Origin of the sequence: Actinomycetospora lutea, from assembly GCF_028737205.1 — a bacterium.
GTDB classification, from domain to species: Bacteria; Actinomycetota; Actinomycetes; order Mycobacteriales; family Pseudonocardiaceae; genus Actinomycetospora; species Actinomycetospora lutea.
This window is the reverse complement of record NZ_JAQZAL010000006.1, coordinates 18,643-32,550: the sequence shown is the minus strand read 5'-3', so window position 1 is coordinate 32,550 and position 13,908 is coordinate 18,643. Positions and strand designations below refer to the sequence as shown.

Below are 13,908 nucleotides of genomic sequence, written 5' to 3'. Positions count from 1 at the left end.
GGGGGTGGGCGCGGTGTGCACCGACCGTAACGCGACGCTCCCTCGCAGGGTGGCCACTTCGACGGAGTGTCGCGCTCCGGCGAAGTGAACGATGCGCACACAAGATCGACGGATCGGGCGCGGGCGCGGCACGATCGGGCCGTGGACTCCTACACCCGTGGCGCGCTGCGCTTCGACGTCACCGAGTACGGCGACGCAGACGGCGAGCCCGTGCTGCTCCTGCACGGCTTCCCCCAGACCGCCGCGAGCTGGGAGCCCGTCGCCCGCCGCCTCGCCGACGCGGGGTATCGGGTGCTCGCCCCCGACCAGCGCGGCTACTCCCCCGGCGCGCGGCCCCAGGGACGGCGCGCGTACCGCGTCGAGGAGCTCGTCGACGACGTCGTCGCCCTCGCGGACGTCGCGGGCGCCGACACCGTGCACCTGGTCGGCCACGACTGGGGCGCGGTGGTGGCGTGGGCCCTCGCCGCGCTGCACCCCGAGCGGGTCCGCATGCTGACCGCGGTCTCCGTGCCGCACCCGGCCGCGTTCGTCAGGGCGATGGCGACGAGCCGGCAGGTCGCGCTGTCCTGGTACATGTACTTCTTCCAGCTCCCGGGGGCCGCCGAGCGGCTCCTCGGCCGTCCCGGCGGGCTCGCCGCCGCCGCGCGCCGCGCCGGGCAGAGCCGCGAGCGGGCGCATCGGGACGAGGCGGCCCTGGCGGCGAAGGGCGGGCTGCGGCCCGCCCTCACCGGGGCGATCAACTGGTACCGGGCGATCCCGTTCTGGGAGCACAAGGGCCTGCAGCTGAGCGTCGGCGTGCCGACGCTGCTGGTGTGGAGCGACGGTGACGTCGCCATCTCCCGCACGGCCGTGGACGGCACGCCGCGCTGGGTGACGGGGCCCTACCGCCTGGAGGTGCTGAGCGGGGTGAGCCACTGGATCCCCGACGAGACGCCGGACCGGCTCGCCGACCTCGTGCTGGAGCAGCTGGCCACGACGGCCGCATAGGAAGTTTGGGGGTTCCGGGAGCGCGGGGGGATGCGCTCCCGGAACCATGGTCGGCCGAGGGGGGCGCGGCCGACACAAGTCATGTTACGGGCGAGTTGTGGTGCCCGCGTTGCGATTCACGCCATAACGCGCCTTATCTCCCACAACCGCCAGAGGTGTGATACCCCCGTGAATTCCTTCGACGATGGCCCGGGGGAGCTGCGGGTCACCGCCATCGGGAAAAGGGCGCTCCCCCCGCCCGTGGCGCAGCAGCGAGTTGCGGTGCGCCACGATCGCGGTCGCCAGTGCCTGGGCGTGCGACTCGGCGCCGAAGGCCTCCTCGCCGGAGACGCGCTCGATCGTGCGGCCGAGGAGCTCGGCCAACCGTGCGAGCTCGTCCATCACGTCCGCGGACCAGGTGAAGTGGTCGACGCCGTCCGGCCGCAGTGTTCGCCCTTCGGCGTCGAGACGCTGTAGGGCTTCCATCGCCTGCCGGGCCAGCGCGACGCCTGTGTTCCCAACCGTCACGGAAGGGCTGTACCCGCGCGCCCGATGGGCGACGCCATCGGTCGCACACGATCAAGTGCGCTGCGCCGATCAGGCCCGCGAGCACGCGCCCCGCCTCGGCTCGACAACTCGACCCTCGCGGATGAGCGGGAGAGTGGGCCGGCCCCGCTCCTGGCTGCTCCCCAGCGCCAGGGGCGGGGCCGACCTCCGAACGGCCCACCGTCGAGCCCCCGAAGCCCGACGTGGCCTGTTGCGACCAGCGTGCCCCAGCGCTGAGCAGGGAAAACAGGGCTCGCGCACTTGGATCGGTTCAGGACGAGGAATCCGCCGGCCGGACGGTTCGGGCTCGGCGGAGGTGGTTAACCGTCACGGCCGCTGCTCGCGACGCAGCCTCGGCGACGGGCGCACGGTCCTCATGCCGGGTCACGCTGCTGCCCGCAGTGTCGGGAGGTGTCCCCCGAGAGCCGAGCGTCACCTGTCGGCATGGGGCTCCGTGTGCCGGGTCAGCAGCAACACGGCCTCCAGGACCGGGGACGGCGCGACCCCCTCGGCTCGGACCTGGATGATCAACGCCCTGAGCTGGGCCTCGAAGGCCTTCTCCGCGGCCTCAGCTTGGCCTGCTGTCGCGCGAGGCGCGCCCGGGCGCGCACCTCTGTCGCCGTCCGCGGCATGGCGCCGTCGTCCTGGGGAGCACGCCGCAGGGTGGAGCTGGGCGAGCAACCGTGCCGCTGCCGGTACTCGACGGAGAACCGCCCGGCGTTGGTGAACTGCCATCGCGCAGCGATCTCGCCGACGGTGCTGCCCCGACCCGGGTCGCCGGCCACGAGGTCGCGGTGGGCGCCCCCGAACCGGACCTCGCGCAGGTACTCGAAGGGCGTCTGACCGCGATGCCGTTTGAACGAGGCCTGCAGCCCACGGGGTCCGATGTGCGCCGCCCGTGCGATCTCGCCGGTACTGACGACACGGTGGGCGTTGGCGTCGATGAACTCGACCGCGCGTCGCACACTCGCCGGTTCGTCCCCGTCGGTGCCGGTGACGGCGGGGTCCCGCGGCTCGAGCAACGTGACGGCGTACTCACCGACGGCGCGCCCGTCGCCGGCGGCCATCGCCGCCAACATCACGGAGGCTTGTTCGACGTCGAGCCGGTAGCGCTCCACGAGCACACCCGTGGCGACGTCGACGAGGTCGTGGTCCCGCATGGACACCTCCCGGGGACCACGGGGCGCGGTCACCGCGACGCTGACCTTGCCACGGCCCGTGCTCCCGGCGCACCCGATGGCCTCTCGACGCAGGCGTCGTCGTGCCCGCGCGTCAGGTGCCGGCCGGTGTGGGGCACGGGAGGAGGGTGCGGACCGCGTCGCACAGGCCTTGGATCTCGCTGATGGGTGCGGCGCTCAGCAGGTGGATGAAGTGCCCCACCGTGCTCCGTCGACGCTGACGACCATGGTGCCGGGGCTGGCGGCCAGCGCCAGGAGCCCATCGAGGCCGGCGCGATGGCAGTCGGTCACACCGGTCATGTCGAGGCGCAGCTCGAGCTGGCCGCCGCGCTGGAGGTGCTCGCAGTAGTTGGCGAGGCTGGTCATCTCGGGTGCGTCGATCTGACCGGCCAGGATGATCGTCCGCGGCGTGTGGGTGTCCACCGGCGGCCCCCGCTCGGGTTGGCTGCAGGCCAGCGTGTTCCTCGCCGGGGTCATCCGCAAGTGATCGGCGGCGTCGGTGGGTAGCCGGCGGGGCCGTCACCGGGGCCACTCGGTCAGGAGCGGCCCGGCGGGGGCGGTCGGCGGGTGGCGTCGGCCGACGCGGCGGTGTGAGGGACTCGCGTCACGGTGTCTCGCCGAGGGCGTCGTCGAGCCGGTTGAGCAGCTCGGACGAGACCGGTCCGCTCAGGACGTCGAGGAGCTCCCAGAGTCCGCGGCCGTGCAGACGTTGGCGTTCGGGCTGGTCGTCGAGGCTGATGATCTCGGATGTGAGGGCGAGCGCGTGGGCGGTGGCCTGCTCGACGGCGTCGGCGTCGAGCCCCTCGCTGACCAGCGGGGTGAGGTTGCTGAGCACGGCGTGGGCCAGGACGCGCAACAGCTCGCTGTCGAGGGAGCTGGTCAGGGGGAGTCCTCTTCGCGGCCGTCGAGCGGCTGCCCGCGAGCCTGATCGGGGACCGGAGCCTCGGGGGCCGCGGCGGAACTGGTGCAGCCGGGAGTACCCGGACCGGCGCGCGTCACGCGCGAGTCCGGCGAGGTCGATCAGGTCAGTCGTCGCCGCAGGGTGGCTTCGGTGCGGGCGTGGGCGGTCCAAGCTCCTGGTGGAGCTGTATCTCGTGCACCCGCTCGCACGCGGCGTCGCCGGGAGAGTCGTCGTCTTCGTGCGCCCGCTCGATCACGGATGTCGGGATGTCGAGAACGGGCGGGAGGATGGCGGATCAGCTCGAGGTGGGCTGGCCGTGGACGACGGCGGCGGCACCGGGTGATCCACCTGCGTGGCGCCCGGGGTGATCAGCGACGGAGCGTCGCGCTCGGGGAGCAGCCGAAGACCTTGCGGTACTCCACGGCGAAGCGGCCCGGGTTACTGAACCACCATCGCGCCGCGATGACGGCGACCGTGTGCCCCTGGGTCGGGTCGGCAGCCACGAGCTCGTGGTGCGCGTTCTCCAGCCGGACCGCACGCAGGTAGCCCAGGGGCGTCTGACCGCGGTGCTTGCGGAAGGCAGCTTGCAGCCCCCGGGGTCCGAGCCCTGCCACGTTCGCGATGTCCTCGAGCCCGACGTCGCGATGCGCGCTGCTGTGGATGAACTCGACGGCTCGGCGGACGACCGCCGGCTCGCCCGGTCCCGCCAGGTGCTCAGAGTCCACCACGAGCCACGCGGCGTAGTCGTGGACGTCACGACCGGCGGCTCCGGCCAGCTCGGCCAACATCCTCGAGGCCTGCTCGACCTCCTGGTGGTGGCGCTCCACGAGCACGCCCGTCGCGAGGTCGACCGGATCGCGAGGAACAGGCATCGCGGTCTCCTCGGGTTGACCGGTGCTCGAACAGGCACCACCGGGACTCAGGCCATCCGGTTGACCGCGTCCGTGACCTTCGCACATCACCGCAGGTCGATGCACGGCCTGTCTCGGCACCGTCGGGATCTCTCCCCCGACGGCGCGGGCTCGGCCCTGCCCGGCCGCTCGTGCGGCTGCCGGCGCGCCCGTACGACTGCGCGGCGTTCCGTTCCGGACTGTTCCGCGGAGCGTCCGCGCCGGTCAGCGCCAGTCTCAGCCGATGTGCCGGCCTTCGGCGTTCTCCCAGTAGGGCTTGCGGAGGTCCTTCTTGAGGATCTTCCCGGAGGGGTTGCGCGGGAGGGCGTCGATGACGTCGACCGACCGCGGGCGCTTGAAGCCCGCGATCCGCTCCTTGCACCACTCGAGCAGCGCGTCGGTGTCGATCTCGCTGCCCTCGTTCGCGACGACCACCGCCTTCACCGCCTCGCCCCACCGCTCGTCCGGCACGCCGATGACGGCGACGTCGGCGATGTCCGGGTGGCCGGACAGGACGTTCTCGACCTCGATGGGGTACACGTTCTCGGCCCCGGTGACGATCATGTCCTTGATCCGGTCGGTGAGGAAGAGATAGCCCTCCTCGTCGAGGTAACCCGCGTCGCCGGTGTGGAACCAGCCGTCGGAGAGCGCCGTCGCGGTCTCCTCGGGACGCGCCCAGTAGCCCGGTGTCACCTGGGAGGAGCGGACCCAGATCTCGCCGACCGTGTTCGGGGGGACGTCCTCGCCGGTCGCCGGGTCGACGGCCTTGAGCTCCACCCACGGGTAGGCCTTGCCCGCCGAGCGCATGAGGTGCGCGCGGGGGCCGTCCGGGTCGTGGTCCTCGGGGTCGAGCTGGCTGATCGCGCCCGTGGTCTCGGTCGAGCCGTAGACCTGGAACAACGGGGCGCGGAACGTCGTGAGCACGCGGTTAAGCACGGTGCTCGTGATCGGCGAGGCGCCGTAGGCGATCGCGCGCAGCTTCGACCAGTCCTTGTCGGCGGCACCCGGCACGCCGGTGAGGAACTGCAGCACCGCCGGCACGAGGAAGGCGTTGGTGACGCCCTCGTCGGCCATCGTCGCGAGCAGCTGGTCGGGGACGATGTCGGCGATCAGGACGCAGCGCGCCCCGAACGACAGGCAGACCAGCGCGAACCCCGAGCCGCCGATGTGGAACAGCGGCATGGCGACGAGGCCGACCGACTCGGTGTCGAAGCCCCAGTGGTCGCCGACCGAGAGCAACGCGGCGAACTGGGTGTGGGTGAGCACGACGCCCTTGGGCAGCCCGGTGGTGCCCGAGGTGTAGAGCTGCAGCACGCAGTCGTCGTCCTGCGCGTCCTCCGGCGGGTCGAGCACCTCGTCCGACGCGGTCAGCCAGCCGTCGTAGTCCTCCCCCACCACGAGCACGCGGCGCACGGCGTCCAGCGCCTCGACCCGGCCGCGGAGGTCGGCGAAGTCCGGCCCGAGCACCACCAACGGCGCGGCCGAGTCCTCGATGATCGCGATCAGCTCGTCGTGGGTGAGCCGGTTGTTCAGCGGCGCGGTGCCCGCCCGCACGCGCGGGGCGCCGAAGAGCAGGTCGAAGAACTCGGGGCGGTTCTTGCCGAGCCACACCACCCGGTGGCCCGCGCCGACCCCGTCGGCGGCCATCGCGCGGGCGGCGAGGCCGGCGCGGCGGTCCATCTCGGCGTAGGTGGTGTCCTGGCCGTCGAACGTCATCGCCACCAGGTCGGTGGTGCTCGCGTGCTGGCGCACGACGTCGGTCAGGCGGAACGGCACGGGGACCTCCACACGGAACGGGACGAAACGGGGCCGTGGTGACGCCGACCACAGGGCAGGCGCGACCGTAACTGCTCATACGGAACGGCGGAAGAGTCAGGCTTGACTGTTACCCGCCGGTGCGGTCACGCTGAGCCGGACCGGCACGGTTCCCGGGACGCCTCGGGACCGCGACGGCGTCCGAACCACCCACAGTGGAGGCCACCCGGTGGAGCGCACGATCTTCTCCGACGAGCACAACGACTTCCGGCAGATGGTCCGGGACTTCCTGGAGAAGGAGGCCGTCCCGCACCACCCGGAGTGGGAGAAGCAGGGCCACGTCAGCCGCGAGATCTGGCACGCCGCCGGGAAGACAGGCCTGCTGGGCATGGACGTCCCCGAGCAGTACGGCGGCGGCGGCTCGCCCGACCTGCGCTTCCAGTGGGTCGTCACCGAGGAGGTCGCCCGGGCCGGCACGAGCGGGTTGGGCTTCACGCTGCACAACGACGTCATCGCGCCGTACCTCACGGAGCTGACCACCGACGAGCAGAAGCAGCGCTGGCTGCCGCGCTTCTGCACCGGCGAGATGATCACGGCGATCGCGATGACCGAGCCGGGCACCGGCTCCGATCTGCAGGGCATCCAGACCCGCGCCGTCCGCGACGGCGACGAGTGGGTGATCAACGGTCAGAAGACGTTCATCACGAACGGCATCATGTCCGACCTCGTGATCGTCGTCTGCAAGACCGACCCCGACGCCGGCGCGCACGGCTTCAGCCTCATCGTCGTCGAGCGCGACACCCCCGGCTTCGAGCGCGGCCGCAACCTCGAGAAGATCGGCATGTCCGCCCAGGACACCGCCGAGCTGTCCTTCACCGACGTCCGCGTGCCCGCGTCGAACCTGCTCGGCGAGGAGGGCAAGGGCTTCATCTACCTGATGCAGAACCTGCCCCGCGAGCGGCTCTCGATCGCCGTCGGCGCCACGGCGGGCGCGGAGCGGGTGCTCGACGACACGATCACCTACGTCAAGGAGCGCACCGCGTTCGGCAAGCCGCTCGCGAAGCTCCAGACGGTGCGGTTCACCACCGCCGAGCTGGCCACCAAGCTCGCCGTGACCCGGACCTTCGTGGACCGCTGCATCACCGAGCTGAACGAGGGCAAGCTCGGCCCGGCCGACGCCTCGATGGCCAAGTACTGGGCCAGCGAGTCGGCCAAGGAGGTCATCGACGGATGCCTCCAGCTGCACGGCGGCTACGGCTACATGAAGGAGTACCCGGTCGCCAAGGCGTACCTCGACACCCGCGTCCAGACGATCTACGGCGGCACCACCGAGATCATGAAGGAGATCATCGGACGGGTGGTGCTCGGATGAGCGCGATGAAGGTCGGGATGGGCATCGCCTACGCCCACGGCGGGTTCCGCGAGACCGTCGAGAAGCTCGTCGAGCTCGAGGAGATCGGGCTCGACGCGGTGAGCGTCGCGGAGCTGTACAGCTTCGACGCGGTCAGCCAGCTCGGCTACATCGCGGCGCGCACCTCGCGGGTGCACACCCGAGGTCGGGGTGAAGTGCAACGTGACCCTCGGGTGGCGAGCCAGCGAGTCCGGGATCGTCCAGATCTACACGCGCACGCCGTCGCTGACGGCGATGACCGCGGCGGGGCTCGACTACGTGTCCGACGGACGCTTCGTGCTCGGCATGGGCGCCTCGGGGCCGCAGGTCATCGAGGGCTTCCACGGGATCAGGTACGACGCCCCGGTCGGGCGCACGCGCGAGATCGTCGAGATCTGCCGGCAGGTGTGGCGCCGCGAGAAGGTGCAGTACTCCGGCAAGCACTACACCGTCCCGCTGCCCCCGGAGCAGGGCACCGGGCTCGGCAAGCCCCTCAAGCTGATCAACCACCCGGTGCGGGAGCGGATCCCGGTCATGCTGGCCGCGCTCGGGCCGAAGAACGTCGAGCTGGCCGCCGAGCTCGCCGAGGTGTGGGAGCCGATCTGGTTCCACCCGGGCCGCGCGCACGAGGTGTGGGGCTCCGCGCTGGAGGCCGGCAAGGCCCGCCGCGACCCGTCGCTGGGCGAGCTGCAGACCTCGGTCAACGTGCCGTTCGCCGTCGGTCCGGGCGCCGGGAAGCTGCGCGAGCACGTGCGTCCCCAGCTCGCCCTCTACGTGGGCGGGATGGGCGCGAAGGGCAAGAACTTCTACAACGACCTCGCCGCGCGCTACGGCTTCGCCGACGAGGCGGCCGAGATCCAGGACCTCTACCTGTCCGGTCGCAAGGACGAGGCGGCGGAGAAGGTGCCCGAGGAGCTCGTGCACGCGGTGTCGCTGATCGGCAGCGAGGACGAGGTCGCCGAGCAGGTCCGCGAGTTCGCCGCCGCGGGCGTCACGCAGCTCAACATCCAGCCCCTCGAGCCCGACCACGACACCGTGAAGTCGTCGCTCGAGACGCTGAAGTCGCTGCTCTAACTGACCTCGACCGGACCGGGCCCGCCCTCGGGCAGCAGCAGCAGCATCCTGGCGAGCTGCTTCCACTGCTCGAGGTGCGGGTCGGTCTGCGGGTCGCGGGGGTCGAAGCCGTAGGTCAGCGCCACCCCGCGCATGCTCGTCAGCAGGGTCTCGCGCAGCAGCGCGGCGCGGGCCGGCTCGGCGTAGTCCTCGAAGAACGCGTCGACGGTCTGGCGGATGGCCGCCCCGAGGCGCCGCTCGGCGGGCAGGAGCGCCGCGGCCAGCGACGGGTCGGTGCGCGCCGCGGTCCACAGCTCGACCGAGGCCCAGAAGTAGGCCTGCTGATAGGTCCACCACATGACCTCGACCGCGCGGTCGAGCCGCGCGTCGGCGTCGACGTCGGCGGCGGGCAGGTCGGCGCGCGCGAGCCCGTCCTCGGCGAAGCGGCTGGTCGCCAGGTGCTGCGCGGCGGCGACGAGCAGGTTCTCCTTCGACGGGAAGTGGTGCAGCAGGCGCCCGCGGGACACCCCGGCGCGGTTCTGGATGGTCAGCGTGGTGGTGCCGGCGTAGCCCGACTCCACGAGACAGGCCACGGCCGCGTCGAGGATGCGCGTGCGACTGTCGGACGTCCGCTGCTCGCGGGACCGTCGCTCGGGCTCGGCCGCGGCGCGGCTGCTCACCATCTCGACTCCCCCCGTCTGCTCGCCGGTCACGTGTCGCGGACGATCGTGCCGCCGCGACCGCGAACGGTCAAACCTGACTGTCACCGGGGCCCGGACCACGCAGCACCGCGAGCAGGACGTCGACGAGGAGCGCCCGGGTGCCGGCGCGGTCGAGCGTGCCGCGCACCAGCCACTCGCGGGACGCCGAGCGGACCAGGCCGAAGAACGAGCGCACGCGGGCGCGGTACGGGTCGTCGGGTGCGCCGGGCGCGAGCGCGGCGAGGACGCGGTCGGCGGCGATCTCGTCGGCCTCGGCCAGGATCGCGTCGACGTCGATGTCGCCCGCCGCACCCGTGCCGACCGAGAGCCACAGGCCGCGGTGGCGTTCGACCGCGTCGAGGAACCAGTCCACGGCCGCGCCGGCGCGCACCTCGACCGTGCCCGGCGGCAGCTCGGCGACGGCCACCTCGGGGATCGTCGTCAGGCGCCGCACGACCTCGAGGTAGAGCCCGCGCTTGGTGCCGAAGTAGTGGTTGATCAGCCCGCGGGCGACGCCGGCCTCGCGGGCGAGGTCGGTGGTCGAGACCGCGGCGTAGGGGTGCGCGGCGAACAGGCGCAGCGCCCCGGCGACGATCTCCTCGCGACGCGCGTCGGGGTCGAGGCGCCGGCCGCGGACCGGGGCACTCATCGGCGTGTCGCGGAACCGAGCGTGTGGCGATCCTGGCGTGTGACGCCAGCGATGCCGCATCGCTCGTTGTCCTGCTCGTCCTTCGCGCGATCGGTCGGCGTCATCCCGAAGAGCATCGCGAAGTCATGGAGGGTCGCCGAGACGATCGGGCGCTTGCCGGCGAGGAACCGCAGCGGGCCCTCGACGTCGAAGCGCCAGTCGGCGCGCAGCATGCCGAGCGTGGCCCGGCTCGCCACCGGGCTCTCCCACCGCCGCCCGTGGAGGTCCTGGGCGAGGGTGAAGCCGAGGGGCGGGCGCCCGGGCAGGCGCGGGCCGTGGCGCAGGACCGCCCGCGCGGCGGGGCGCGCGGCCCCCTCGAGGGTCATCGTGGGCGTGCCTTCGTCGAACCCGCTGAAGCTCGCGAGGCCCTTGGGGATGCCCCAGAGCTCACGCCCGCCGTCGCGCGAGGCGGGGCTGTCGACCCAGATCGCGACGATGTGCGGGCGGATGCGCGCGCCCACGCGCCCGGCGACGGCCACCAGCAGCTCGCGGTAGCTCAGGACCCCGCCGGGGTCGTAGCGCACCCACGCCGCGCCGACGGGCGTGTGCCCGCCGAGGACGAGCGGGGTCCAGCCGTCGGGCCAGGTCGCGGTGGGCAGCGTGTCGGTCGGCACCAGGAAGGTCGACACGTCCATGCGGCCGACGAGCGTCCAGGGCTCGGGCGGGTAGGTCGTCACGGTCGGGCTCCCAGGGTCGGGGTGGGGAGGTCGATGCGCAGGGCGCCGGGCGCCTCCGCGGGCACGGCGGGGTGCTGCGGCGCCACGGGGGTGACGCGCTCGTAGGGCGCGCCGGGCGCCGGGCGGGGGTCGGGCTCGCCGCGGCGGGGCCACAGCGACATCGCCCGCTCGGCCAGCGCGGTGATCGGCAGCGACGGGTTCACGCCGAGGTTCGCCGGCACCGTCGACCCGTCGACGACGTGGACGCCGGGGTGCCCGTGCAGCCGGTGGTACGGGTCGACGACACCGGACGCCGGCGACTCGGAGATCACCGCGCCGCCGAGGAAGTGGCCGGTCACCGGGAGGTTCACCAGCGTCGAGCTCGCGCCCACGGGGAAGCCGCCCATGCGCCGGGCCACGCGCCGGGCCACCTCGTGGCCGGCGGGGATCCACGCCGGGTTCGGCGTCCCGGCGCCCGGGCGGGAGCGCAACCCGCCGAGGAACCGGCGCGGCCGCAGGGTCAGCGAGTTGTCCAGCGTCTGCATCACCAGCAGCACGATCGACTGCTCGGCCCAGCGCCGCGGGCGGTGCAGCGCGCGCAGCGTCCCCCGCGACCGCACGAGCTCGCCCGCGATGCGCCGCCACGAGGGACCGCGCTCGCCCCGTGACGCGTCGTCCGCCGCCGAGGTCCCGTCGACCAGCACGGCCGAGAGCAGCGCCAGCAGGTTGGAGCCGCGCCCGTAGCGCACCGGCTCGACGTGGGTGTGCTCGTCGGGGTGGATCGACGAGGTGATCGAGACGCCGCGGGTGAAGTCGGCGGCCTCGCTGGCGGTGCGGGCGGCGAGGATCGCCTCGGAGTTGGTGCGCGAGAGCTCCCCGAGCCGCGGGGAGATGCGGGGCAGGTCGCCGCGGCGGCGCAGCCGGTGCAGCAGCCGCTGGGTGCCGAGCGCGGAGGCGGCGACGACGACCTGGTCGGCCCGCAGGGTGCGCCGACGGCCCGGGCGACCGGTGGCGCGCACGTCGACCTCGTAGCCCGACGCCCCGGACAGGTCGCCGCCGCGCGGGCGGATCGCGGTCGCCGTCGTCATCGGGTGCACCTCGGCGCCGGCGGCCTCCGCGAGGTAGAGGTAGTTCTTGACCAGCGTGTTCTTGGCGTCGTGCCGGCAGCCGGTCATGCACTCGCCGCAGTGCCGGCAGCCGTGCCGCGACGGTCCCGCGCCGCCGAAGTAGGGGTCGGGCACCTGCTCGCCGGGCGGCGCGCCGAAGAAGACGCCGACGTCGGCGGCCCGGTAGGTGTGGCCGACGCCCATCTCCTCGGCGACGTCGCGCATGACCGCGTCCGAGGGCGAGACGCGCGGGTAGGTGGTCACGCCGAGCATGCGGGCGGCCTGGTCGTAGGCCGGGTCGAGCTCGTCGGCCCAGTCGGTGACACCGGCCCACTGCGGGTCGTCGTAGAAGGCGCGCGGAGGGCGGTAGAGCGTGTTGGCGTACACGAGCGAGCCCCCGCCGACGCCGGCACCGGAGAGCACGAGGACGTCGCGCAACGGGGTCGCCCGGAAGATGCCGAAGCAGCGGGCCCACGGCGCCCACAGGTAGTCGCGCAGGTGCCAGGACGTGGCGGGGAACTCGTGGTCGGCGAAGCGGCGCCCGGCCTCGAGCACCCCGACGCGGTACCCCTTCTCGGTCAGGCGCAGTGCGGTGACCGAGCCGCCGAAGCCCGAGCCCACCACGATGACGTCGTAGTCGGGCTCGGGGTCGGTCTCGGGGCGCGGGCCGGGCACGCGATCCAGCCTCGCCAGTCGTTGGCAACGTGTCAACGAGAGCCGCACGACCCTACTCGCCAGTAGGCGGCGTTGACACCTGCGCAAAACAGTCCATCATGACTGTTGAGAGCAGTCGGCTCGCATCTGCGAAGGGATCCACCCGTGACCGAGGCATTCATCTACGACGCCCTCCGCACCCCGCGGGGCCGGGGCAAGGCCACCGGTTCGCTGCACGCGACCAAGCCGGTGTCGCTGGTCGTCGGCCTGATCGACGAGCTGCGCAAGCGCAACCCGGAGCTCGACCCCGACAAGATCGAGGACGTCGTTCTCGGCTGCGTGTCCCCGATCGGCGACCAGGGCGGCGACATCGCCAAGACCGCCGCCATCGCCGCGGGCCTGCCCGACCACGTCGGCGGCGTCCAGCTCAACCGCTTCTGCGCCTCGGGCCTCGAGGCCGTCAACCAGGCCGGCCAGCGCGTCCGCTCCGGGTACGAGGACCTCATCGTCGCGGGCGGCGTCGAGTCCATGTCCCGCGTCCCGATGGCCTCCGACGGCGGCGCCTGGGCGATGGACCCGGAGACCAACTTCAAGACCTCCTTCGTGCCCCAGGGCATCGGCGCCGACCTCATCGCCACCCTCGAGGGCTTCAGCCGCGAGGACGTCGACGCCTACGCGCTCGAGTCGCAGACCCGCGCCGCGAAGTCGTGGGCCGACGGCGCCTTCGAGCGCTCGATCGTGCCCGTCCTCGACCGCAACGGCCTGACCGTGCTCGACCACGACGAGCACGTCCGCGAGACGACGATGGAGGGGCTCTCGAGCCTCAAGCCGTCGTTCGCCGGCATCGGTGACATGGGCGGCTTCGACGCGGTGGCCCTGCAGAAGTACCACTGGGTCGAGGCGATCAACCACGTCCACCACCCGGGCAACAGCTCGGGCATCGTCGACGGCGCCGCGCTCGTGCTGCTGGGCACCGAGGAGGCCGGCAAGCAGAACGGCCTCACCCCGCGCGCCCGCATCGTCGCCACCGCCGTCTCCGGCGCCGACCCGACGATCATGCTGACCGGCCCGACGCCGGCCTGCGAGAAGGTCCTGGCCAAGGCCGGCATGACCGTCGACGACATCGACCTCCTCGAGATCAACGAGGCGTTCGCCGCCGTGCCGATGAAGCTGATGCGCGACCTCGGCTTCCCGCACGAGCGCACCAACGTCGCCGGCGGCGCCATCGCGCTCGGCCACCCGCTGGGCGCCACCGGCGCGATGCTCGTCGGCACGATCGTCGACGAGCTCGAGCGCCGCGACCTGCGCCGCGCCATCGTCACGCTCTGCATCGGCGGCGGCATGGGTGTCGCCACCATCATCGAGCGCGTCTGAGCCACCCCGGAACCGACCGACCGACGACAGGAGCGATCACCGCAGTGTCC

13 protein-coding genes and 1 pseudogene are annotated in these 13,908 nt (G+C 72.8%); 4 read left to right on the top strand and 10 right to left on the bottom strand.

Features of this window, described 5'->3' with window-relative positions:
• Positions 1–141: 141 nt before the first annotated feature.
• Complete coding sequence (locus tag PHK61_RS08565; protein ID WP_274280560.1) at positions 142–987, top strand: alpha/beta fold hydrolase; 846 nt, start codon at positions 142–144, stop codon at positions 985–987.
• Between the two features lie 84 nt (positions 988–1,071).
• On the opposite strand, the gene PHK61_RS08560 is transcribed toward PHK61_RS08565, so the two are convergent.
• The 6 genes from PHK61_RS08560 to PHK61_RS08535 form a co-directional block, all read right to left on the bottom strand.
• Positions 1,072–1,494 (bottom strand): hypothetical protein, encoded by a 423-nt coding sequence (locus PHK61_RS08560; protein WP_274280559.1) that lies wholly within the window; start codon positions 1,492–1,494, stop codon positions 1,072–1,074.
• Between the two features lie 545 nt (positions 1,495–2,039).
• The gene (locus PHK61_RS08555) at positions 2,040–2,672 is read right to left on the bottom strand and encodes a helix-turn-helix domain-containing protein (protein ID WP_274280558.1); all 633 of its coding nucleotides are present in this window, start codon (positions 2,670–2,672) and stop codon (positions 2,040–2,042) included.
• A gap of 195 nt (positions 2,673–2,867) precedes the next feature.
• Positions 2,868–3,167 (bottom strand): hypothetical protein, encoded by a 300-nt coding sequence (locus PHK61_RS08550; RefSeq protein WP_274280557.1) that lies wholly within the window; start codon positions 3,165–3,167, stop codon positions 2,868–2,870.
• A 127-nt stretch (positions 3,168–3,294) separates the two neighbouring features.
• Positions 3,295–3,546, bottom strand: coding sequence for a hypothetical protein (locus PHK61_RS08545; RefSeq protein WP_274280556.1), 252 nt, complete (start codon positions 3,544–3,546; stop codon positions 3,295–3,297).
• A gap of 413 nt (positions 3,547–3,959) precedes the next feature.
• Complete coding sequence (locus PHK61_RS08540; protein WP_274280555.1) at positions 3,960–4,463, bottom strand: helix-turn-helix domain-containing protein; 504 nt, start codon at positions 4,461–4,463, stop codon at positions 3,960–3,962.
• Between the two features lie 255 nt (positions 4,464–4,718).
• Positions 4,719–6,257, bottom strand: a complete 1,539-nt coding sequence (locus PHK61_RS08535) for a long-chain-fatty-acid--CoA ligase (protein WP_274280554.1) — start codon at positions 6,255–6,257, stop codon at positions 4,719–4,721.
• A gap of 208 nt (positions 6,258–6,465) precedes the next feature.
• On the opposite strand from PHK61_RS08535, the gene PHK61_RS08530 reads away from it, so the two are divergent.
• Complete coding sequence (locus tag PHK61_RS08530) at positions 6,466–7,608, top strand: acyl-CoA dehydrogenase family protein (RefSeq protein WP_274280553.1); 1,143 nt, start codon at positions 6,466–6,468, stop codon at positions 7,606–7,608.
• Between the two features lie 5 nt (positions 7,609–7,613).
• Positions 7,614–8,700, top strand: a pseudogene (locus PHK61_RS08525) (LLM class F420-dependent oxidoreductase).
• Here PHK61_RS08525 and PHK61_RS08520 read toward each other — a convergent pair.
• The 4 genes from PHK61_RS08520 to PHK61_RS08505 all read right to left on the bottom strand — a co-directional run bounded on the left by PHK61_RS08520 (position 8,697) and on the right by PHK61_RS08505 (position 12,505).
• Positions 8,697–9,362: a TetR/AcrR family transcriptional regulator gene (locus tag PHK61_RS08520; RefSeq protein WP_274280552.1), complete on the bottom strand. Its 666-nt coding sequence runs from the start codon at positions 9,360–9,362 to the stop codon at positions 8,697–8,699. The pseudogene PHK61_RS08525 and the gene PHK61_RS08520 sit on opposite strands and share 4 nt — an antisense overlap.
• Positions 9,363–9,429: 67 nt before the next feature.
• Positions 9,430–10,029 (bottom strand): TetR/AcrR family transcriptional regulator, encoded by a 600-nt coding sequence (locus tag PHK61_RS08515; protein WP_274280551.1) that lies wholly within the window; start codon positions 10,027–10,029, stop codon positions 9,430–9,432.
• Positions 10,026–10,745: an acetoacetate decarboxylase family protein gene (locus tag PHK61_RS08510; protein WP_274280550.1), complete on the bottom strand. Its 720-nt coding sequence runs from the start codon at positions 10,743–10,745 to the stop codon at positions 10,026–10,028. The genes PHK61_RS08515 and PHK61_RS08510 overlap by 4 nt, the downstream gene beginning before the upstream one ends.
• Entirely contained in the window at positions 10,742–12,505 is a 1,764-nt protein-coding gene (locus PHK61_RS08505; RefSeq protein ID WP_274280549.1) for a GMC family oxidoreductase N-terminal domain-containing protein, read from the bottom strand. The genes PHK61_RS08510 and PHK61_RS08505 overlap by 4 nt, the downstream gene beginning before the upstream one ends.
• 144 nt (positions 12,506–12,649) lie before the next feature.
• Here PHK61_RS08505 and PHK61_RS08500 point away from each other — a divergent pair, with 144 nt between their 5' ends.
• Positions 12,650–13,858 carry an acetyl-CoA C-acetyltransferase gene (locus tag PHK61_RS08500; protein WP_274280548.1) on the top strand — a complete coding sequence of 403 codons (1,209 nt, stop codon included), beginning with the start codon at positions 12,650–12,652 and terminating at the stop codon, positions 13,856–13,858.
• The last annotated feature ends 50 nt before the right edge of the window (positions 13,859–13,908 follow it).

Excerpts from the sequence above, each read along its gene's own strand:
- PHK61_RS08555 (WP_274280558.1), bottom strand. The coding sequence starts at position 2,672 with ATGCGGGACCACGACCTCGTCGACGTCGCCACGGGTGTGCTCGTGGAG.
- PHK61_RS08540 (WP_274280555.1), bottom strand. The coding sequence starts at position 4,463 with ATGCCTGTTCCTCGCGATCCGGTCGACCTCGCGACGGGCGTGCTCGTG.
- PHK61_RS08550 (WP_274280557.1), bottom strand. The coding sequence starts at position 3,167 with ATGACCCCGGCGAGGAACACGCTGGCCTGCAGCCAACCCGAGCGGGGG.
- PHK61_RS08515 (WP_274280551.1), bottom strand. The coding sequence starts at position 10,029 with ATGAGTGCCCCGGTCCGCGGCCGGCGCCTCGACCCCGACGCGCGTCGC.
- PHK61_RS08520 (WP_274280552.1), bottom strand. The coding sequence starts at position 9,362 with ATGGTGAGCAGCCGCGCCGCGGCCGAGCCCGAGCGACGGTCCCGCGAG.